At 49.2% G+C, this 18,864-nt stretch carries 28 protein-coding genes; 3 read left to right on the forward strand and 25 right to left on the reverse strand.

Going from position 1 to position 18,864, the window contains the following annotated elements; all coding sequences use genetic code 11:
• Positions 1-206: 206 nt before the first annotated feature.
• The 3 genes from JFN88_RS23375 to JFN88_RS23385 all read right to left on the reverse strand — a co-directional run bounded on the left by JFN88_RS23375 (position 207) and on the right by JFN88_RS23385 (position 3,887).
• Positions 207-641, reverse strand: coding sequence for a phBC6A51 family helix-turn-helix protein (locus JFN88_RS23375; protein WP_199021762.1), 435 nt, complete (start codon positions 639-641; stop codon positions 207-209).
• A 1,714-nt stretch (positions 642-2,355) separates the two neighbouring features.
• Entirely contained in the window at positions 2,356-3,210 is an 855-nt protein-coding gene (locus tag JFN88_RS23380) for a hypothetical protein (RefSeq protein ID WP_332908542.1), read from the reverse strand.
• A complete protein-coding gene (locus tag JFN88_RS23385) occupies positions 3,210-3,887 on the reverse strand; it encodes a GIY-YIG nuclease family protein (RefSeq protein ID WP_199021763.1) in 678 nt (225 codons plus the stop codon). The genes JFN88_RS23380 and JFN88_RS23385 overlap by 1 nt, the downstream gene beginning before the upstream one ends.
• 759 nt (positions 3,888-4,646) lie before the next feature.
• On the opposite strand from JFN88_RS23385, the gene JFN88_RS25535 reads away from it, so the two are divergent.
• Positions 4,647-4,811, forward strand: a complete 165-nt coding sequence (locus JFN88_RS25535; protein ID WP_369123021.1) for a homing endonuclease associated repeat-containing protein — start codon at positions 4,647-4,649, stop codon at positions 4,809-4,811.
• A gap of 76 nt (positions 4,812-4,887) precedes the next feature.
• Here the strand turns inward: JFN88_RS25535 and JFN88_RS23390 are convergent, their stop codons facing one another.
• From JFN88_RS23390 to JFN88_RS23400, 3 genes are all read right to left on the reverse strand, one after another.
• Positions 4,888-5,475, reverse strand: coding sequence for a hypothetical protein (locus tag JFN88_RS23390; protein ID WP_199021764.1), 588 nt, complete (start codon positions 5,473-5,475; stop codon positions 4,888-4,890).
• 348 nt (positions 5,476-5,823) lie between these two features.
• A complete protein-coding gene (locus tag JFN88_RS23395; RefSeq protein WP_199021765.1) occupies positions 5,824-6,177 on the reverse strand; it encodes a hypothetical protein in 354 nt (117 codons plus the stop codon).
• Between the two features lie 44 nt (positions 6,178-6,221).
• Positions 6,222-6,602, reverse strand: a complete 381-nt coding sequence (locus JFN88_RS23400) for a hypothetical protein (RefSeq protein ID WP_199021766.1) — start codon at positions 6,600-6,602, stop codon at positions 6,222-6,224.
• A gap of 205 nt (positions 6,603-6,807) precedes the next feature.
• On the opposite strand from JFN88_RS23400, the gene JFN88_RS26355 reads away from it, so the two are divergent.
• Complete coding sequence (locus tag JFN88_RS26355; protein WP_500048326.1) at positions 6,808-7,251, forward strand: YhjD family protein; 444 nt, start codon at positions 6,808-6,810, stop codon at positions 7,249-7,251.
• A gap of 23 nt (positions 7,252-7,274) precedes the next feature.
• Here the strand turns inward: JFN88_RS26355 and JFN88_RS23405 are convergent, their stop codons facing one another.
• The 3 genes from JFN88_RS23405 to JFN88_RS23415 all read right to left on the reverse strand — a co-directional run bounded on the left by JFN88_RS23405 (position 7,275) and on the right by JFN88_RS23415 (position 8,731).
• Positions 7,275-7,439: a hypothetical protein gene (locus JFN88_RS23405; protein WP_199021767.1), complete on the reverse strand. Its 165-nt coding sequence runs from the start codon at positions 7,437-7,439 to the stop codon at positions 7,275-7,277.
• Between the two features lie 26 nt (positions 7,440-7,465).
• Entirely contained in the window at positions 7,466-8,182 is a 717-nt protein-coding gene (locus JFN88_RS23410) for a hypothetical protein (RefSeq protein ID WP_199021768.1), read from the reverse strand.
• A gap of 111 nt (positions 8,183-8,293) precedes the next feature.
• Positions 8,294-8,731 carry a hypothetical protein gene (locus tag JFN88_RS23415; RefSeq protein ID WP_199021769.1) on the reverse strand — a complete coding sequence of 146 codons (438 nt, stop codon included), beginning with the start codon at positions 8,729-8,731 and terminating at the stop codon, positions 8,294-8,296.
• 562 nt (positions 8,732-9,293) lie between these two features.
• Here JFN88_RS23415 and JFN88_RS23420 point away from each other — a divergent pair.
• Positions 9,294-9,533: a helix-turn-helix domain-containing protein gene (locus JFN88_RS23420; RefSeq protein WP_199021770.1), complete on the forward strand. Its 240-nt coding sequence runs from the start codon at positions 9,294-9,296 to the stop codon at positions 9,531-9,533.
• On the opposite strand, the gene JFN88_RS23425 is transcribed toward JFN88_RS23420, so the two are convergent.
• The 16 genes from JFN88_RS23425 to JFN88_RS23500 form a co-directional block, all read right to left on the reverse strand.
• On the reverse strand, positions 9,513-10,055 hold the full coding sequence (locus JFN88_RS23425; RefSeq protein ID WP_199021771.1) for a hypothetical protein: 543 nt from the start codon (positions 10,053-10,055) through the stop codon (positions 9,513-9,515). The genes JFN88_RS23420 and JFN88_RS23425 overlap by 21 nt on opposite strands.
• Complete coding sequence (locus JFN88_RS23430) at positions 10,036-10,434, reverse strand: RNA polymerase subunit sigma (RefSeq protein ID WP_199021772.1); 399 nt, start codon at positions 10,432-10,434, stop codon at positions 10,036-10,038. Before JFN88_RS23430 ends, JFN88_RS23425 begins: the two co-directional genes overlap by 20 nt.
• Entirely contained in the window at positions 10,434-10,616 is a 183-nt protein-coding gene (locus JFN88_RS23435; protein WP_199021773.1) for a hypothetical protein, read from the reverse strand. Before JFN88_RS23435 ends, JFN88_RS23430 begins: the two co-directional genes overlap by 1 nt.
• A gap of 92 nt (positions 10,617-10,708) precedes the next feature.
• Positions 10,709-11,089, reverse strand: coding sequence for a hypothetical protein (locus JFN88_RS23440; protein ID WP_199021774.1), 381 nt, complete (start codon positions 11,087-11,089; stop codon positions 10,709-10,711).
• Positions 11,090-11,091: 2 nt separating this feature from the next.
• Complete coding sequence (locus JFN88_RS23445; protein WP_199021775.1) at positions 11,092-12,372, reverse strand: HsdM family class I SAM-dependent methyltransferase; 1,281 nt, start codon at positions 12,370-12,372, stop codon at positions 11,092-11,094.
• On the reverse strand, positions 12,365-13,909 hold the full coding sequence (locus JFN88_RS23450; protein WP_199021776.1) for a DNA cytosine methyltransferase: 1,545 nt from the start codon (positions 13,907-13,909) through the stop codon (positions 12,365-12,367). Before JFN88_RS23450 ends, JFN88_RS23445 begins: the two co-directional genes overlap by 8 nt.
• Before the next feature lie 103 nt (positions 13,910-14,012).
• On the reverse strand, positions 14,013-14,582 hold the full coding sequence (locus JFN88_RS23455) for a nucleoside/nucleotide kinase family protein (protein WP_199021777.1): 570 nt from the start codon (positions 14,580-14,582) through the stop codon (positions 14,013-14,015).
• The gene (locus tag JFN88_RS23460) at positions 14,579-14,812 is read right to left on the reverse strand and encodes a hypothetical protein (RefSeq protein ID WP_199021778.1); all 234 of its coding nucleotides are present in this window, start codon (positions 14,810-14,812) and stop codon (positions 14,579-14,581) included. The genes JFN88_RS23455 and JFN88_RS23460 overlap by 4 nt, the downstream gene beginning before the upstream one ends.
• Positions 14,813-15,064: 252 nt before the next feature.
• A complete protein-coding gene (locus JFN88_RS23465) occupies positions 15,065-15,466 on the reverse strand; it encodes a hypothetical protein (protein ID WP_199021779.1) in 402 nt (133 codons plus the stop codon).
• Between the two features lie 299 nt (positions 15,467-15,765).
• The gene (locus JFN88_RS23470; protein ID WP_199021780.1) at positions 15,766-15,939 is read right to left on the reverse strand and encodes a hypothetical protein; all 174 of its coding nucleotides are present in this window, start codon (positions 15,937-15,939) and stop codon (positions 15,766-15,768) included.
• Between the two features lie 410 nt (positions 15,940-16,349).
• On the reverse strand, positions 16,350-16,709 hold the full coding sequence (locus JFN88_RS23475; RefSeq protein WP_233168358.1) for a 3D domain-containing protein: 360 nt from the start codon (positions 16,707-16,709) through the stop codon (positions 16,350-16,352).
• A gap of 61 nt (positions 16,710-16,770) precedes the next feature.
• Positions 16,771-17,304, reverse strand: coding sequence for a hypothetical protein (locus JFN88_RS23480; RefSeq protein WP_199021781.1), 534 nt, complete (start codon positions 17,302-17,304; stop codon positions 16,771-16,773).
• The gene (locus tag JFN88_RS23485; RefSeq protein ID WP_199021782.1) at positions 17,292-17,642 is read right to left on the reverse strand and encodes a hypothetical protein; all 351 of its coding nucleotides are present in this window, start codon (positions 17,640-17,642) and stop codon (positions 17,292-17,294) included. Before JFN88_RS23485 ends, JFN88_RS23480 begins: the two co-directional genes overlap by 13 nt.
• 131 nt (positions 17,643-17,773) lie before the next feature.
• Positions 17,774-18,292: a dUTP diphosphatase gene (locus JFN88_RS23490; protein ID WP_199021783.1), complete on the reverse strand. Its 519-nt coding sequence runs from the start codon at positions 18,290-18,292 to the stop codon at positions 17,774-17,776.
• Positions 18,289-18,453 (reverse strand): hypothetical protein, encoded by a 165-nt coding sequence (locus tag JFN88_RS23495; RefSeq protein ID WP_199021784.1) that lies wholly within the window; start codon positions 18,451-18,453, stop codon positions 18,289-18,291. The genes JFN88_RS23490 and JFN88_RS23495 overlap by 4 nt, the downstream gene beginning before the upstream one ends.
• Complete coding sequence (locus JFN88_RS23500) at positions 18,450-18,779, reverse strand: hypothetical protein (protein WP_199021785.1); 330 nt, start codon at positions 18,777-18,779, stop codon at positions 18,450-18,452. The genes JFN88_RS23495 and JFN88_RS23500 overlap by 4 nt, the downstream gene beginning before the upstream one ends.
• Between the last annotated feature and the right edge of the window lie 85 nt (positions 18,780-18,864).

Genomic DNA, 18,864 nt, shown 5'->3' on the forward strand with positions numbered 1-18,864 from the left:
ATTGTCCGTCAATCCACGCCATTAGACTTCGATAGTCGCTTTCGCTTCGAGGGAGTTATTCCGGCGAGCGCGGCGCTCATTGCTGCTTCCTTACACGCTTCCTTACTGCAATACATTTTCCAATTAGGAGAGTACGGAACAGGCGTACTCTCCCCGCAGTTTGAACATTTCGCTATTTCGCCCATAGCTACGCAACTCCTTTCCGTTTATTTACCTTCAAGTAAAAGCTCGTCAATCTCCGCGATTTCGGCCGCCAACTCTTCGTTTGACCGAGCAGCCCCCGCGTCCTTCGTTTCCACCGCGACCTGCGCCGTAATTAAGCCCTCCCGCTTCATAAACAAGTCAATCGCCTTAACAGACGGCTGCGAGCTATCTATAAGCTCCATCAGCTTCCGGTACACCAGCGACCGTTTGCCTGTTAAAAAATCGTCGGCCAGCGAGTTCGCGTAATCGATAAACGCCTTATTCTGCGTGCGCCATTCGTATAAAGTGTTGCGACTGACCCCGACCTCGGCCGCGATTTCCTCGAAACCTTTCCGCACATCTTCCGGCGCGAAATCCCGTTCTACTACGGCGAGCGCGGCGATCTTCTGCCGACCGTCAAGCCGGGATTCGAGTTGTTTTCGTTTTGCTGCGGACATATTACGTCCTCCTTTCTATTTACCGTGATTTTACCGTCATTACCGATGGGTGGACGATTACCCTCTCAAACGAGCAGGACGCGTAAATTGCCGTGTCTGTGCGGTTTAAATCAACGTTAATCAATACGATTGCGGGACCGGATACCTTAACCGCAACTTCAACGTACTCCTTCGCGTCGGGCAAGCTCTACCGTAAGTTGTTTCGTGGAATAGACGGACATGTCGGACTTGACGTGCATCATACGAGTACCTCCCGAGTTTAAAATTTTGTACGTAAGTTGTAATCACCAGACGCAGCCCCACGCGACCCCTCCCTTGGGGGGCACCGTTACTTTACCGTAGTAAAGCGTTGACGCATCGACCGGATGACGGATTATACATTTTCGACAAGACCGTTATGCACTACCGTTTATGCATCGATATGCACGGACATATGTACAAAAGCCGACTTTGATACATATCTCTACGTACCTCAATACTCGAAATCCCGCGCACAGCTTGCGGTCTCACGTTCGGTTAATCTACGCTAATTCAGCCGTTTATTCACCGTTTATACATCGCTTATGGGACGTGGCTTTCGTGCGAATCGCGTATAATCATTTCCCATCGGAGCCGCTTATTTATGCACTCCGTATACAATTGGTAATTAACGGTAATATGCATAAAACTTCGTACGGTAAAGCGTTGATGCAGGAAATCGCAGTATGACCCCGTGAGTTTCGGAGGCCACGTCCGGTAGGCGCGCGTTGCAGATGTACGGAGCATATACGATAAGCACCGCCATGCAGCCCCATACCTCCGTAACCTCACGATAACCTACGGATAAGCCTCGTAATCCTCCCGCTTCATTAGAGCCGGTTAAACACGGACATCTACCGTTGAAGGATACGTTCAAATCCACCCTCCGCGATACCCCCGTAATAGCCACACGATGAACATGCACAATACCGGAGCCACAATAACTATCGCTATATTACGGAGACTGTCCGCAATACCCTCGGTTTGTGGCTTAAATGGCGCAGGACCTACGTAGATAAACGCTGATACAACTAATGCGGAATGGATCGCTAGGCATACGTAAAGGACCGTTAGCATTCGAAAGCACCTCCATTAGTCTCGTAATAGCAACCAATACAGCGCAATATACAACGTAGGCAATACGGCTAAAAGCAATAGGTTCGCCAATACCTGCGATCGACCGTGTCTCACTACGTTTAGGCATCCGGTAGGAATGTAGTGAAGAATAGCAACGAGAACCAGCGTAATGTGTACGAATAGGATCGTATACATCGGTAATACCTCCATTGTAGGTAACGTAATGCTCACGTACAGTGATTACACTGACTGGGAGCATAAAGGATAAAACCCTTCGTCCAGCAGCCAAAAACCGTGCTGCTGTCCGGACTATTTTACTTACGAATCATTTCTTACAAGATTAAAATATACGTAGGTAAAAGATAAGTGCGAGGGAAGGCGGTTTTCCTTCCCGATGCAGGCGGGTGCTTTTCCCGCCTATTAATCCGATTCCTACCGTCTGATTACGTTGACTCTACGTTTGTGTGCGCCCATCTCCGTCAGAAGATAAAGATATAATTAAAAACGAAAATCCCCGAAAATAGCCGTTTATTGTATATTATCTACGATTATCTCCCGTTTACTCGGTTTTTCATTGTACGACTCAGGTTACCTTTTTTGCCGATTTGTACGAATGAGGTTACCTTTTTACGGAGAACATCGCCAATAGTGTGTCGTCCGGCTGCGTAGTTTTCCGGTAGAAAACGTTAGGATTGAAGAAGTAACGGACAGGATCGGACTCTGCTCCGAACTTCAAGCGTGCCAAGATGTATTCGCCGCCGAACTTCATGCGAGGTAATGACCGGCTGAGTGACTTTTCATGAATACCTACGATAGCCGCCAGTTCCTTACCGTTGAGCCACCGTATCTTCCGCGGGTTAGCTTCGGACGGGTTCACACACAGAGCGTTAGTCCCGTAGTGAACATACGGCAGCATCCGGTACATTAAGCCGAGATCGGTCGCGTTAACTTCCCGATACACCTGCTTAACCTTTGCCGTGTATGAGCGAATGACCGCCCTATTCTGCGATACGCCACGAAAATGGTAGAGCGGATTGATATAGTAGTCTACGCCATCTTTCGTGATGATTCCGGCCGCCAAGCACGCGTCCAGGAAATCGTAGAATGTCTGGCGTTTCCGTTTGAGCTGAAGAATATCGAGCATTTGCGTAGTTGTAAGAGATACGCTGCCCTTTCCGATTAGACGGCCGCTCTCGTAATCTACGTGGCATTGAAGAACGAGCAGATATCCGCATTGTGCCGTTGTAAGTGCGGCGGCTACCGTTCCAATTTCGGACATGTCTGCGAAGGTAAAATCGTGCTGACGGCCTTTGAACCCTTCGCGCTCTTTGTGCGAATCGGCCTGCGCTATGTTTACGACCTTGTGCGTAGAGGCTGGCGCATACACAAGCGGCTCGCCTGTTTCCGGATCGTATGCCGTACCTGTTCCGGAGAAGGCGATGTATTCGGTGGTTTGATTACGCAGGTTAGCCACTAAGCGGTCACCGCCTCTTCGTACATATCGACGTTTCCGAAGTATTCTCGTATACGCGGGAGGTGCTTGTATGCATAGTCCGATTGAGATGCCCGTGTAGCTGCTATATCTTCAGATAAGGTTCCACTTCTTCTACGATACCTTCCGGCTAGTGATCGGAGTCTTCGTAATTCGCGTTCCTTTTCCCGGATACTACGAATTAGGTATAGCTCCTCGCCTAAACTCGGCTCTTGTTCACCTTTATAGTCCGCGTGATTCGAATATAGATCAAAACATAAATCCTCTAACTCTTGAGTCATATCAACTGCTCTCGACTCTATTTCATAGAGAGAGGTTTCCGAGTCTTGAACAAACTCTTTATATACTGCCTTGCCGAAGTTTAACTCCGGCTTCAGCTTGTTTATCAAGTAAGTTTCCAAGATATCCGCCATTGCGCTGCTTTCTGTTAAATAGACCTCGCAATACACTGCGCCCTGCAAGTCCTTACCGCCTTTATTAAGTACATGCTGTGCGAGACGGCTGGACAAATCCTTCGACATGCCTATATACAGCACGGTGTCTTCATTCTTGTGAATCACGTATACACCAGGCTTCCCCTTCAACATGCTCTTTACCGTACTAAAGCTATCCCAATCAAATCTAACCTCTGCGACATTCATACTCATATTAATCTTCATACTCTACCCCCGCGTAGTAAATTTCCGAAAGAAAAGAAACCGGGACAGGTGGTTTCGGAGTACCACTTTTCGCGTGGCCGCGCTATTCCCAGACCACAAAAAGACCCGACCTAGACGATCGGGGTATATAACCTGTAGCCAAATAATTCGGAAAAGTATGGGTACTATCGAAGGATTTTCCGATAACCTGTCGAATATTATACGTGGAGGTTAAACGGATCAAAAACGCCCATTCAAGCGGCTACCGTCATTATTACACTTGCGGACGGCTGCGTGATCTACAAGAATTAAAGGAGTGGCAGTGTGGGGAAGAGGCTCGACATTATCGGGGATAAGTATGTAAGGTTGACCGTAATCGAGGAAATAGATGCGCAAGTCGTTCAAATTACTGGTCGTGCAACTTCCATGCGTCACTTTCTGTGCAGATGCGATTGCGGAAATGAAAAGCAAGTATCAATGAGTGCCCTAAGATCAGGATTAACTAGATCGTGTGGGTGTCTGCGGCGCGAGGTCAGTAGGGAAAACGCAAGCGTTGTTAAGTGGACTGAGGAAAAAGTTATTGAGACACTTCGCGCCGCGTATATAGAGATGGACTTGGGCGGAGAACCAATGTCACGTATAATGTTTAACACACGGCGTCGTGTCGCGATGTCTATGTACGCTCAATTGCGTCTAGGCTGGCTAGATATGTGTCGGCTGGCAGGGCTGCCCTCGCCCAAGAAAGAGAGACATAGACAACCAAAGCTAACTGATGAGGAAATGTTAAAGTTACTACGTGAACAGTATGAATCCACGGGAAGTAAACATTTATCCAAACTGATACGGCCTAGTTCTTCTTTATACGCACACCGTTTTGGATCATGGATACGGGCGCTTGAATTAGCTGGAATTACGACTACGCGTAACAAAAAGAGCAGTCCTTAATCAGGCTGCTCTCGCGAATTATACCAATCTAGAAAATCTCCCGGTATCTTTTACCTTGGAACATTATATCGGTAGCCTACTTGTTGCGATTTAAATCACCGACTGGCAGAAGTGCCTTTACTGTTTCATAGAGCCACCAGCCGCGTCCATTTTCGTAGTGTCCGTCAAATGGAGGAAGTGTTCCACGCTTTAAACGACCGTTGATGGCCCCGCGTGTGACATTGAGCAGAACAGATAGGTCCTGCTGGCTGATTTCACCCTTGTATAACGCGTGCTTCGAGAGCTCCGCTTTATTTACGTGAATGGGAAGTTCGGTGTCTTCAAGTTTTGTATTCAATTTCTCTGTACCTTCTTTTTCCGTTTCCTCCGTATTTTCCACAAATTTCTCTATGTACGGCTTGTGAAACTTTTCCTCCGCCGCAATACGGGTTGTGATAGCATCTCGCTTGTCTACAAAATACCCCAAGTGCATAGATTTGCCTTTTAAACCGATATAGGCATGCCATTTTTGTACCCGGCTATCCCGCGTGACTCCTTTGTGCCCGCTGTAGTTATCCTTCCTAATTTTTTGTTGAAGACTAGGCACCCTAACCCCCTCGATATATTTATCTTGCGTTTTTTTACTTAGGTTTTGGTGGTCTTGCTCCTTTTTAAACAACCGCAAGACCTAGTTTCTCCACTATTAAGATAATCCGACCTTGTGGTTGTTTCATTACCACAATCACACATACACCTCCATATATTTATTTTCTTGTCTTTCGCCCGGTCTACGACCTCAATGGCGATGAGTCTACCAAATCTCTTGTTAGTAAAATCGTAAGCGTGCAACTCTTTAGCACGTTCATTACGCAAGCACCCACAGGATCGTGTAGACCCGTTTCGTAACGAACCCATCTGAACCAGGTGTTCTCTTCCGCAATCGCATTTGCAAAGGAAATACCTAGCGTTCCCCCTTCGCTCCAACTCTTGCAAGACGATAAGGCGACCGTAGCGATCGCCTATTAGGTTGAATCTATTCATCAAATGTCTCGTCAAGAACTCTATTCAGCGCCGCTGCATGGTCTTCGAGGTCATAACTACCCGCTGCTTGCAGGGCATCGGACACAACCTCTGAACCGTGGATTTCCGATAGCGCTGCAATACGCTCGTCCAACTCTTCGTTGTCGCCCGCGACCTTTTTCCACCACTCAAACGTGTCTTGGCTGGCGGTGTAACTGTCGGTTTCTGAGTCGTATAAAAATTGGTGGTCCTCCGTTCCAAATCCATCATGATTGCCTATCAAATCCTTGATGAAGTTTACGCCAGTTTTGATATCGGTGTAACTCAGATTTTCAACTACTCCCGTTTCCTTAATTCTTACTTCCATGGTTATTTCTCCTTTGCCCGCTGCCTTTGCGCAGCCGCGGCCTTTTATGCGATGATTGCCTCGACCCAAGCATTACGAATGCGAATCTCGCCATCATCAGTTTGATAATCTGTGTTGACGCTGCGACCAGCCACGATCACTGTATCACAGCCGTTGTCTCCATAGATATTTGCTTGCTTAACGGCAGCTTCGATGTTAGCGGCCAATTCTTCTGGCGTTTCAACATCTGTGTCTACGCCGATGCAGCAAATCCCGCCCGCTGTCTCGCCAGTGGTGAAGTATGTAGAGCAATCGTTCTCCATATCCCATTCGAAGGAATCACGGAGAGAGTCGCCCACTTCGTAGGACTCGTCACTTCTCAGTCCGCGAACTCCGAGAACATAACGCTCTGCCAATGTTTCTTTTGCAATATCTAGGTATTTCATGTTAATCTCTCCTTTTTTGGGTGTCCCTTGCTCTGATATAAATATACCATACATAAACAAACTTGTATACGGGAACAGATACGAACATTTTGTGTATATGATTTGACTACGGAACACTAGTTCGTATATACTAATCACAACGAAACTTTTACCGGGAGTGATCCGTTTGTCTAAGAAGTTGACCGGAAATGGCCGTTGGGAATCCATGCGTATAATTTTACCGGAACACCGGGAGCAATACCTTGCTTTACGGAACCGGGTCGAATCGGAACCGCCTACACGCGCGGAAATGTCGATGTTGCATGATTGCGCGATACTACCAATTGCCCGGTATATAATCGAAACCAATCGGAGTCAGATCGTCAACTCTACGTATACATTACGTAGCTTGTACCTAGCGGTGACTGACGTTATATCAAAGCGCTTGGTCGACGATTTAACGAAGACTAAACGGGAGCTACGGCGGGCTAGTATTTATTTACGGGAGGGCGATAAGGTAGACGGCGTGGTGCAATTTACGTACGATTGCCGTGGATATAAAGGAGAATTTGGAATCGCGCGGGATCATGCGCGGAACGAGGTGATTAAACGGGTTGCGGCGTATTCGAGCGGGTTGTTCGATAAAGAAACAACACCCTCTCGCGTATGAGAAGGCGTTTTGTTTACGATAAATTAAGGTGTCTCTGTTGGAGATGGGTGACTGTCGCTTATTAATTTTTGCAGGTCCGGGCCTACAGCCTCAAGCCTAGACTGTGCAGAAAAATTAGACCCCTCTGTTAAATCAGCAATCGCGTTATAAAGCTCTCCAATAATGAATAGCAACTTTTTCTCATCCATATTCAGTACCTCCCTCCATATATGTACTAGACTACCATAAACCGTGTCGTGCCGACAATACCGCCCGACTCGTTACGTACAGCACCCGCGCCCGTGTCCGGTACTAAAATATCTGTACGTTTAATGCCTGTTGCCGCGAGTGCCTGCGCAACAAGCAGCGATACAATATAGTATGTGTGCGGCTGCGGATCGGGAATTCCGGTCACGGTACCGTACTCACTACGTACAACCGGGAATCCGTTAATGTCCGGCACATCAACGTAAGTTTGAGACACGCGCGCCATCTCAGGCTCTGCTTGAACAGACAGGAGTACATCCTTCTTGTCCGCCGCGTACAGGGTGAATACGTGCGGCGTCAAATTTACGAATATTGCCTCGGCGGATAACCGGGTGACCAACTTGTCAATCGCTTTGACGGTGTCGGACGACTGATTATCACCTACATAAAAACTTGTCAACGAATCGCGAATATTGTCAAGAAGCGTATACTCCGATCGGCTGAAAAATACAATCTCGTCATCTACAAATGTATCGTCCGATATTAAAGCGCCCACGTCTGCGGATGCGAAGCAGCCATCGGAATCTCCGTCCGTGGAAAACTGTCTAGCGCCAATACCGTTGATAACGAGGTCGAACACTACCTTTTTATCGCGCGGCTTTAACTCGTAAAACGATGACTCCCCACTCGAAATAATAACCTCGCGAGCTTGCGTAAGTACGGAAATCAAAGATTGTTTATTCATTATAATTGCTCCTCTGTGCCCGTCTTTACGGGCTTTTTAGTATACCATTTGCGGTACCCATTGGGGGCACAACCGGAGTTATGCGCCCTAGCGTCTCGCAAAATTAAACAACTATGGATTAATGCCTCCGGCATAACTGTAACGGTGCATTTGTCCGAACAAACAAGGGGAGAGCCTCTCTACATCCGCTTGTGGATCATAGTTGCCGCAGGACACCAATGCGTGATACAAGAAATCCTCCCACCGCACCGCGTTTCCTTCGTGGTCAATAATCTCGAACGGGACATCGACATTCCCGCTGTTCATTTCTTTCTCCAACTCTAGCAGGGCCTCAGCCCAGTTGGAGTTGTCGTCATAAACAACTCGACCGAAACAAAAATACTTATCCTTTTGCCAACGTCCGAGGAAGTAACTGTGCTTCCCGTATGACTGCCGCTGAATCCACTGGAAACATACGGAATCTGCGATCGGGACGTATTTAGGCTTGTGACTCGTTAGAAACTCTAGCAGGCGGGCTTCTTGTTCTAAATTTTCTCGTTCCTTTTTCACGCCCTTCAGGCGCAATTCGGAAAGGAACTTCGCTCGGTCGAATAGAGATAAATCTTTCGCCCGACACGCGTTGGAGCAGTACAACTCTCCCCAGTCACAGGAATTAGGAGTAAAACAGACTGAGCAAGGGTCGCAACAAACCGTAGAACTTGAGAAGTAATAATCAGAATGCATTTTCGTTTCTCCTCTCGCGCCGCCTCCTTGGGGCTGTCGCGCTATCCCGGGAAGGCCCCGAAGGGCCTGTGTTATCTACTCGACAAATATACGCGTCTCCTCACGGGTTTCAAGATTAAGAATTGTTGCGTATAACAACGTATTATCTAACAGAAGGAGTAATTTCGCACGGTTTTCGGCTTTGTATAACTCTTCAAATTTACCCTCCGACCTTGCTCGACTGAATACTTCGTATCTTTCCATCCCCATCACCTCCCCGCGTAAGCCCGCCGACGATTTATTGTTACGTTTAGCGTAACGGTATGGCATTAATTTATCATGTTACGTTAAACGTGTCAACATGTTCGTTTTAATTTTTTCGTGATATACTTTCCGCAGGAGGTCGATTATGTTGAACGACAAAACACCGCCACGCATACGAATCAAACTAGCGGAGATTCTTTCCGCCCGAAATATGTCTCAACGCGAGTTGGCACGCCGGACAGGGATACGTCACCCGTCTATTTACGAAATGTGCGAAAATAAAACCCAACGAATGCCGCTTGATAACCTGGCGATTATCTGCGTGACGTTGGGCGTAGATATTACCGATATTCTCGAATTAGTATTAATGAATGACACTCAGTGATTCCCGCCACCTATCCGCTTGGCCTCCCGCCTGTACAAACGGTTCCGTAGCATACGGAGTTACTGGACCAGGCGACGTATCCCGGCGATACTGCTCGTTACGGGCGCGGTTTTTCTGCCGGGACAATTTGTCCACGAACCGTTCCTCTCGCGCGATCCGATGACGGCGGGCAGGTTTAGTACGGTTTCGCCCGTCCGTATCGTAATCATTGGCGAGATCAATCGAGTATTCGTAGTCCTGCCGCCGAGCAAGCTGCCGCTCCGACAATACCGGATATTCGTCCGTTGTCTTATTCGTGCGGCGGTCCCCTTCGAGGTCCTCGTACATTAAGTAGTCCGTTAACCGTTCGAGTTGCTGCGGTTTCGGACGAACGCCAACCTCCGCCACGTATTCGTCAATCAACGCAGCGACCGCACGCACCCTCTCGCCTCTATCTACGATGAAATTATCGATAATATCCGTCACGGCTCGCTCAAATTCGGCCGTGTGATCTTTTCGGCCTCTAAACGCGGGCTTCGTCAATTTCCCCGTCCCCCTCTTCCGCAATTACCTCGATCTCCCCGTATTCCCACCGCTCATATACGGCGGCAATCCGGCGGGCAGCTCCGTTTAGGAAATCACTTACGCTATCCTGCCCGACGCCCATAACGGTGGCCGCGTCTGCCTGCGTCAAGTCCCACGGGCCATATACTAATGCGACGGCCTCCGTCTGCCGCTCCGTTAAGCCAGCCGTGTTGATTGCGGACGCCAAATCGATAAGGATATCGGACGCGGCCGTATCACCAGTGAAGCGCCGGAGTCCGATTTTGTGCCGATCACGGAGCAGGCTCTTAACGCCAGCCGCCGCGTTGAGTGCGTATTTTACCGTGTATTTACGGGATTGTTCGGTTAAATCGACCATTATTCGGACACCTCCGCTATCATTTTTAATACGTTCTCATATACGTAAGCTTCCGCGTGGAATCGGCTGATACGTTCAGATTCGTCAAAGTACGTCGGGCGCTCACGGAAGGATATTCGTTTATTTAGTTGTGCGATTTTGTCCGTAATACGACGATGTAATTCGGCAAGTTCGGGAGTCATTCGGACACCTCCGCTGGTTTTTCCGGTAGCGGCATCCAATGCGAAGGAACATCGTAGTTTCCTCCGCAACAACCACAGCCGTATTTCCACATCTAAACCGCCTCCTCCGTCGTTTTCGTAATCTTGCCGTCCCAATTTCGAAATGCTCCGATGGCTTCGGCCTGCTTACGGGAAAGTTCCGCTTTCTTGATGTTTTCCCGCTTCTCGGTTTCGACATCCTCCTCGTACTCAAGAACAGCGTACGACGCTAATTCCACTAAATCCGAGTAATCTGAATAATCTGCTTGATAACGACCTGTGCATTTGAATCGGAAAGGACCCCATGTATTTCGTTTTTCGTAGATGTATACTCGCCATACCTCATTGCCCTTATAGTCGCCTATGATTACGGAGTCGTATTTAATCGTAACTCTATACTCCGCACCGCTCGGACTGGTCACGGGGAATTTCGATAATTTTACGGGTTTGCTCACGTTTATACCTCCTTCAATTCGTCAGTTAAACCGTTGCCTATTCGGTCCAGTTCTTCGTAATATTTCGTTACAACTGCGTCTTGCCACTCGAAATCCATCGTCGACCACTCGCGGCCGCCCCACGTAATTTCCTCGCCTGCGCCCATCGTCAACTCGTTCCAGCGATACGGACCGCCAACATACGTCAACTCTCCGTCACGTGCGCCGTCGCATCTCCCGTTACCGTGCGAAAACATGAACGAGCTAACGCTTGTAACCGAGTGCCACGAAGGAATGTGCGGATACAAGTTTTCCCGTGTCAGATTATCGTCTGTGAAATCCGCGAGCAATTCGTCAAGCTGCGTGTGGCCATCGCCCCACTTATCCGTCAGCTTGCCGTGCTTATCGTAGCCAATGTCCGTAATCGTGGCGAAGTAGGCTGGCGGTTGTCCTTCGAGAAATTCCGCGGCAAAATCCGTCATATCCTCGTATCCGCCCCGTTTAAAATTCGATCCCCAACGCTTTGTAACTGCCGGAATCATTCGAGCATTCGGCGTAGCCTTCCGCATGATAAGAATCTGTGTAGCGATCGTTGTACCCGTTAAGGCGAACGTCTCACCCGGTAAATGTACGGTCGCTACGTGCCAACATCTGCGGTAAAGGAGATGCCGGACTTTCTCCGCGTATGAGGCGTAATTTAAGCCCATCGGAAGCACGAACGCAATGTACCCGCCGGGCTTCGCAGCCTTTATCGCCAACTCGATAAACGCGCATTCCGATTTCCCGCCGAGTCGACCGGCTTTCTTTTTCGACAGGCTCACGTACTCGTCCGGGACATCGTCGGCCGCCACATCGATAGAGACGCCGTATGGTGGATTTCCGATAATAAAATCGTAGTAATCACGTCGGTCATGCGTTAATGCATCGCCTTCCACAACGTTTATATACGGATAGAGCAGCGACGATACACGGGCAGATGTCGGATCAATTTCAAGTCCTGTGATTTCAGCCGAATTCGGAATATGCTCCAGGAATACGCCCGAGCCGCACGAAGGCTCTAACCAACGTTGGCCTTCCGCAAAACCACCCGACAGCCCTTCCAGCGCCTGTACGATAAACTTCGCGACGTGTGTCGGAGTATAAAACGCGCCGCCTGCGTAAGCATTCGGAAGCAATCCACCAGTTGACGTGTAGTTATCCCGTAGAAACTGACGATCCTCTTCCGTAATCTCCGAATCATGTTTCGCAACTATCGCCATTGACCGGACATTTCCGTCCCATCTGGCCCGCGATGCTTTACCCAACAAGTACCGCCTCCTTCTCCGATTTATTTTCGAGCGCTTTACGCAACTGCTGCGCGAGCGATATTCCCAGTAAGTAAGCGACGCGCGATGCAACGCCGTTTCCGACGATACGATATTGCGCGGATAACGAAATTGAGTCAGGGAATACGTAAGAGTCTGGTACGGATTGGATACGGAGGCACTCACGGACGGTGAAGCGGCGAGGTCTTGTGTTTGGGAAGTCAGCAAAGTTCTCCGCTTTCGCTCGTATCACTCGGGCTGGTGTGTCTAACGACGGATTATAACCTAACAAATGCTTCTTAGCATGTGAGAATTGAGCTTCGGTAATATGATATTCTTTATGGTTCGGTGGATAAAACAGTCCGTAAGGTACTCCTTTGTGAAGAACTGCGGGCAGCGTCGGCACCGCCTCGTTATACGTCGGCACCGCCTCGTTATACGTCGGCACCGCCTCGTTATACGTCGGCGGACGGTGTTTCTGTAGGCGTCGGGGATCGCGTTCAAGGTACGCATGTGCCCGTTCCGATAGCTCGATTCCGTGTGGTTCCGGTAAATCCCCGATAGCATCCCGCAGCGTCTGCGTCCGATATCCTTCCGCGTCTGGCTCCGGAAACTCAAACGTAATTCCGATATCCTTCCGAATCCCGACGATAAATACGCGCTCCCGTTTCTGGGCCACTCCGTAATCCCAAGCGTTAACTACCTGCCAAGATACCGTATACCCGAGCGATTCAAACCGTTCGATCAACGCGTCAAACGTTTGCCTATGACGTTTGCTTACGATGCCTTTTACGTTTTCAAAAATAAAAGCTTTCGGTTTCTTCCGCTCAATTACGTTAAGATACGTCCAAACGAGTCTGCCACGCTCACCCTCTTCGCCATCACCCGTTCCCGCTACGGAATAATCTTGGCATGGCGGGCCTCCCGCAATAATGTCCGTGTCCGGAATATTATCCGGATCAATCTGCGTAATATCTCCATGTATGATGTGTTCGCCGATATTGACCGCGTAAGCTTGGCACGCGCGTTTATCAAAATCGTTCGCCCAAACAAGCGAGTATCCGGCGGCTTTTAGTCCGACCGCCATTAGGCCGCCACCAGCGAAAACCTCCGCGATAGTGAAACCGTTAATCTCACGTTGGGGTGTTGCGTCGTAATTTTTCGTATAAATTACCACCTTTCCGTAATTTAATTTGATCTCTCGTAACAAAAATCGTATAATTACGTTAAAACCTTCGTGAGGTGATCCATAATGACGATAATTGCGCATAGTAACGTATCTACACACGGTTCTGGTCCGTACATAACCGTAGACCGTAACGGGCGGCTGTGTCTTTCGGCGGGCCTCCGTGTTGAACTCGGGTTTCCCGAAAAAGGACACGTACCTCTCTACGTCGGATACGATAAAGTAAACAAACGGATCGGGATCGTTAAATCCGAGGTCGTCCGTCTTATCGACGTCGTGCCGTACAAGTTCGACGTTGCTCGCGGATATGCGATGGCCCGTAAATTTCTCCGAGATAACGACATTCGTCACGATAAGGCCGCCCGGTATATTTACGTAGGCGACGAAAACGGATGGCGTACATACCAGTTAGAGGGATACGAAGCGCCGGACCAGCAGCACCAGCCGCCGCGGACTAGGCCGAAGTCAACTTCGCCATAATCTCGTCAACTTTCCGGCGTAAATCCGCCAGCGATCCGTCGTTAATCACTTCGTAATCAACCTCGAAGCCGTCCGTATGCTGCTCCGTTTCGTGCGTCAAATCCGTAAGTTTAAACGTATCGGACGAAGCAGTGGCTCTCTGAATACGGATGTCTTCTGCCGACGTTACTCGGATGATTACGAATTCTTCGGCTCGGCAACGGGCGTATTCGTTCGGCTGGCGGAGGTCGGTTATTACAGCGCGAAATGAGTCGTCTACGTACATACTCTCCGCCTGAACAACGTCGATCAACTCAAAACAACTAGACACCCATATATCCTCATCGACCAATTCCCGCATAAGCTGCCCGTGATTCTGGTAGCCGATCCTCGGCTTAGGTTCGCGGGGAATTTCGGGATAGCGGTGGTGGAAATCGTTTTTCAGCGTGTCGCCGAATGCGAAGCGCGTGTAACCGTATTTTTCCGTGAGAATCCGCGCAACCTCGTCTTTACCTGCGCGGAGTTGGCCTGTTAGTGCGATATTCGGTAAAATCAGCAGGCTCATTCCGTTACCCTCCCGTAAGGTACTACTGTAAATCGCGATATCTCCGCTTCAATCTCCTCTTTCGTCACCCTACGGTAGTAGTGTGTACGATATGCCGCGTTCTTCGCCAATCGTTTAATTTGTGCGCGGGCTGTTCCCTCCTTCAAGTAAGCGGCCCGGGAACCGAATGCGTGATCGATCGGTGCACCGTCGTAATAGATTACGTAAACTAAATGCTGATTATCGGACATTTATATACCTCCTCCTCCTCCTGAATACGGTGGAATTCGCGGAATATCAACGGACTCGGGCCGCGGAATATCCATTATGTTAATAAACGAAACCTCTGCCGTTTGTACCGTACGATCACAGTAATACGGATACCTTACTAGCTGCTGCGCCTCTTTCTCGGCCCGCTCCCGCGTCTTATATTTCCGTAGAGTGCTTCCGTCTTTCAAGCGGACCGCACCGTCGACTAAGATAACGTAATAGGTCCGTTCCACTTACGCGGACACCTCGTTTCCTACAGCCGAATAACGGGCGGAATCATCGACTACACGTATTTGATTCTCTCCGACCCAACCGTGACTGTACGAGTGTCTCCACGCGTCACCGCAGTAAACGCCCTTAATCGTTACTCCATCGTAGCCAGGTAGTCTGTGTAATAAAGTAGAGGTAAAGCGGACATCCGCGTAAACGCCGTCTCTATTTGTAACGACATCGTCCACTCGAAACCCCTCCGGCTCCGGCGCGTTAAGGTACTCGGAAGGAACCGGGAGTCCCAACGCGCGGTGGAGAGCGATCGCCTTTCCGATATGCTCGTTGAATACGTCGCCCGGCGCGGCTTTTGCGATGCCTTTCGCCCACGCGCGAGTATCTGATGTTCCTGTAATTAATGCTACCACCGTCCGTTTATCTCGATTGACTACGTATTTAACTCGGTCTATTGGGACGTAACCCTCCTTACCGTCTGTGTAGGGGTAGAATACCTTCCGAAAGCCGTATAGGATTACTGGAGGCTTGGCTCGTACAAATTTACGTAAGTCTGCTACGTCCGCCTGCGCGCGCTTTACGACATCACCCCTCGTCAATTCCCGAGATTTACCTTTAGCAATATTGATTGACTGCGAAAGTTCTGCGACCAGTTGTTTGATGTTCGACTGTTTCGAAATCGCCGCGTCCTGGAGACTTTCGGCCTGCTTCACTACCTCCGCCTCCAAATCGGATACCCTCCGTTGAAGTTCCGCAATGTTCCGTCCAGCAGCGGCAAGTGCGTCAAGATGATCGGTACATTCGGTGCGAGCAACGACTGTTCGTTCGAGTACGTAGGATTTCGGTTTATTACCAACGTATTGCCAACGAGAATAGCCGTCCTCATCTTTAAATTCCCCACCGTAATGTCTGTCAGATACAATTAAATACGGCTTACCGCAGGTAAGGTTAGAGGTACCATCCTCAAACACAATAGACTCACCCCTATGTCCCATCCGACTGACCAAACGATACTCCGTGATGCCGCCGATTTCACGGACTATGCTGGTTGGGTCGAGGACTACGTATTCATGATCGTACAACCACCCACAACGAGCTTCCCCCGCCCTTCTTGTTTGGTAAGGCAGTAGTTCGTCTACTTCCGTTATTTTCAGAACGTTTCCTACATCGTAGGTACTTGTTCCTGATGATACCACCTTTATTAACTCGCCTTTCGCGGCCTTTCGTTCAACCTCCGTATAAGCCCGTTCCCATCCCGTCAACTTATCGTCCGCTACCCACGTAAACTGTTTACCGTTACTCACCCACATCACCCTCCGATTTGTTTTTGTTGACTATCCGTAAATCAACCGTCTGCCGCCCGAACTCAATGGCGGTCGAGCGGCTATCGTGCAATATATCGATCTTCCGTCCTTTAATCGCCCCGCCGGTATCTTGCGCCGTCCCCTCAATAATCGTCCCGTCCGCTAATCGTATCTCGACCGCTGCACCTAGCGGAATCACGCGCGGATCAACGGCTATTACTATGCGTCCGTTATATTCCGGGGATTTTCTTACGTCGATCCCCGATTTCGTAATTCCGGTGCATCCTCGACAATTGGCGGTATAAGCCGTAGCCTCAAACGTGCGCCAATCGTTAGATACATCCGGTACCATTACGTTATCCGTAGCGTAAGTAGCCGCTAACATTAACGTAAATAGGACGGGTAACAAAACGTTAGGGACGATCACCGAAAGCCTGCGCGATAATCTGTTCGTTCTTTTCGGAGAGGATACGGCGAGCTTCGTCCTCGTCGATAAAGCGGATTTCGTCCGGTCTGAATGTGTCGTAGTCGCTGCCGTCAAGCAGTTCAGCCTCGACCGGATAACCTACTCCTTCCTCATCCATCCATTGAGTTATCCGAACAAACACACCCTCATCGATATCTTCGTAATAACCTCCGGCCGTAGTAATTGCAATCTTACCGATAGCATCCGCCTTAATTTGCGCCTCCAGTTTGATTACTTTTTCGCGTGCCTCCGTAAGCTGTTCCGTTAGGGATTTCAAAGTTTCGTCCTCCTTCGAGATGATTTCGTATTCGTGCATAGAGAGAGGTATTGCGGAATCAGTAGTCCCATCCGGCCAAATACAAGGCTCCACAACTCCTATTACGGATTTAACCTCGTATTCTTCGCCGTTCTCGTATCCGTATAAATACTTCGAATCACTCATTGCGCCAACAATACGTACCCAATCGCCTACTTGAACCATTCACATTCGCCCTCCTTTTTTGTTCCATTCATTGCCCAGGCGACTTGAAGCATCGCCTTTCTCGCGTGCGCCCACGCTTCGGCCAATACCTCTACCTTGTTGAGTAATTCATCGGGTATCATACATTCGGCAACAGCGTAGGCGTCGCCGTTTTCTTCAATTATTCGCTGCGTAAAAGGAGTTGACACAGTTGTACCTTCTTTACCTGAGAGTCTCAGTAACAACTCCGCTTTATATTCGTTAGCAAATTCGTAATCCCCAGCGCGACACGCCCATTCGAATTCTAAAACTAGTTCATTGTTTCCGCATTCGGTCGCAGGTCTACCCGGTCCCATCATTCGCGCTCACCTCCAATTCATACTTACGGAATATTCCCGTTTATACACCGCTCGGCACTCCGAGGTACAGAACGGAAGTTTACGCCACTCTACGAGGAAGAATCCGCAGGGCTTTCCGCAGCAGGTACATTTCATACGCCGCTGCTCCCAAATCCGCCGTCGCCCCGTGTTGTATCCGACAACTCCGAGGCCGCTGATACCTCTTCGAAACTGACCCGTGGAACCGGGAGGATAACGGCTTGTGCGATACGATCACCTACGTAGATATTGTACGTGTGGTAAGCGCAGGATTCTCCCTTATACGCCGAGTCAACCCAACCGTCAAGCCTACACGGATAAGCATCGTCAAACTCGGATTCCGGAGCAATATTGTCGAAGATTACCGCAACTTCTCCACGATAGTCCGCGTCGATCGTACCTGGTGCATTGGCGACACGAAGCTTCGTTTTTAGCGTAATTCCCGAGCGTGGTCGAATTTGCATTTCGTACCCGTCCGGAATCTCGACCGCAAACCCGAGCGGAATTTTTGCCGTCTCACCCGGCGCTACAATTACGTCGGCTGCCGCATAGAGATCGAAAGCCGCTGCGACTTCGCTGCCGTACGTGGGGGTACGGGCGTTTTCGGATAATCGGTGGATTTTTACGTTCATATAAGCACTCCTTTTACGTCGATTACGTATATTCTTCCATTAGATGGGTCGACGCCGAGTATGACCGTAACGCCGCCGTCTTCAATAACGCGGAGAGTCAGCGTCATATGGTCAAGGTCCCGTGGGTTGTACGTCGAGATGTGTTTGAGTACCTTGTTCACTTCGACTCCTCCCTCGCTTGAATTACGTAAATCTCCCCGCGCTGCTCTACGATTTCCCATCGTACTGCATCAATAACGTGACCGGGGTTGACGGTGACTTCATAACGGATAGGCTCGAAACGGTCCGTCCACACTACAAGTAATCCGACAATCAGTGTCACACAAATCAGCCCACTTATAATTGCTAGAAATATTTCCTCATCTTTGAGTGCAGAAATTCCACAGCCGAAAAAGAAACAGAGCGCTAAAAACCACATAACCATAAGAAACACAAGCACGGGGGAAACTCCACCGCCCATCGTATTCAGCACGGTAACTCCGTTCACCTCATCATCTCCTTAACTGTTATATGTGCGTATGACACGTACGCCTCGAATCTATTTATTTAACCGTATCAGTGGAAGTCCTCCG

Origin of the sequence: Paenibacillus roseus, assembly GCF_016424485.1 — a bacterium.
In the GTDB taxonomy this organism is placed as follows: domain Bacteria; phylum Bacillota; class Bacilli; order Paenibacillales; family Paenibacillaceae; genus Paenibacillus_D; species Paenibacillus_D roseus.

Coding starts and splice junctions, on each gene's coding strand:
- JFN88_RS23375 (WP_199021762.1), bottom strand. CDS start 641: ATGTCCGCAGCAAAACGAAAACAACTCGAATCCCGGCTTGACGGTCGG.
- JFN88_RS23385 (WP_199021763.1), bottom strand. CDS start 3,887: ATGAAGATTAATATGAGTATGAATGTCGCAGAGGTTAGATTTGATTGG.
- JFN88_RS25535 (WP_369123021.1), top strand. CDS start 4,647: ATGTTAAAGTTACTACGTGAACAGTATGAATCCACGGGAAGTAAACAT.
- JFN88_RS23395 (WP_199021765.1), bottom strand. CDS start 6,177: ATGGAAGTAAGAATTAAGGAAACGGGAGTAGTTGAAAATCTGAGTTAC.
- JFN88_RS23400 (WP_199021766.1), bottom strand. CDS start 6,602: ATGAAATACCTAGATATTGCAAAAGAAACATTGGCAGAGCGTTATGTT.
- JFN88_RS26355 (WP_500048326.1), top strand. CDS start 6,808: ATGCGTATAATTTTACCGGAACACCGGGAGCAATACCTTGCTTTACGG.
- JFN88_RS23405 (WP_199021767.1), bottom strand. CDS start 7,439: ATGGATGAGAAAAAGTTGCTATTCATTATTGGAGAGCTTTATAACGCG.
- JFN88_RS23410 (WP_199021768.1), bottom strand. CDS start 8,182: ATGAATAAACAATCTTTGATTTCCGTACTTACGCAAGCTCGCGAGGTT.
- JFN88_RS23420 (WP_199021770.1), top strand. CDS start 9,294: ATGTTGAACGACAAAACACCGCCACGCATACGAATCAAACTAGCGGAG.
- JFN88_RS23430 (WP_199021772.1), bottom strand. CDS start 10,434: ATGGTCGATTTAACCGAACAATCCCGTAAATACACGGTAAAATACGCA.
- JFN88_RS23435 (WP_199021773.1), bottom strand. CDS start 10,616: ATGACTCCCGAACTTGCCGAATTACATCGTCGTATTACGGACAAAATC.
- JFN88_RS23455 (WP_199021777.1), bottom strand. CDS start 14,582: ATGAGCCTGCTGATTTTACCGAATATCGCACTAACAGGCCAACTCCGC.
- JFN88_RS23460 (WP_199021778.1), bottom strand. CDS start 14,812: ATGTCCGATAATCAGCATTTAGTTTACGTAATCTATTACGACGGTGCA.
- JFN88_RS23470 (WP_199021780.1), bottom strand. CDS start 15,939: ATGAGGACGGCTATTCTCGTTGGCAATACGTTGGTAATAAACCGAAAT.
- JFN88_RS23475 (WP_233168358.1), bottom strand. CDS start 16,709: ATGGTACCGGATGTATCTAACGATTGGCGCACGTTTGAGGCTACGGCT.
- JFN88_RS23480 (WP_199021781.1), bottom strand. CDS start 17,304: ATGGTTCAAGTAGGCGATTGGGTACGTATTGTTGGCGCAATGAGTGAT.
- JFN88_RS23485 (WP_199021782.1), bottom strand. CDS start 17,642: ATGATGGGACCGGGTAGACCTGCGACCGAATGCGGAAACAATGAACTA.
- JFN88_RS23490 (WP_199021783.1), bottom strand. CDS start 18,292: ATGAACGTAAAAATCCACCGATTATCCGAAAACGCCCGTACCCCCACG.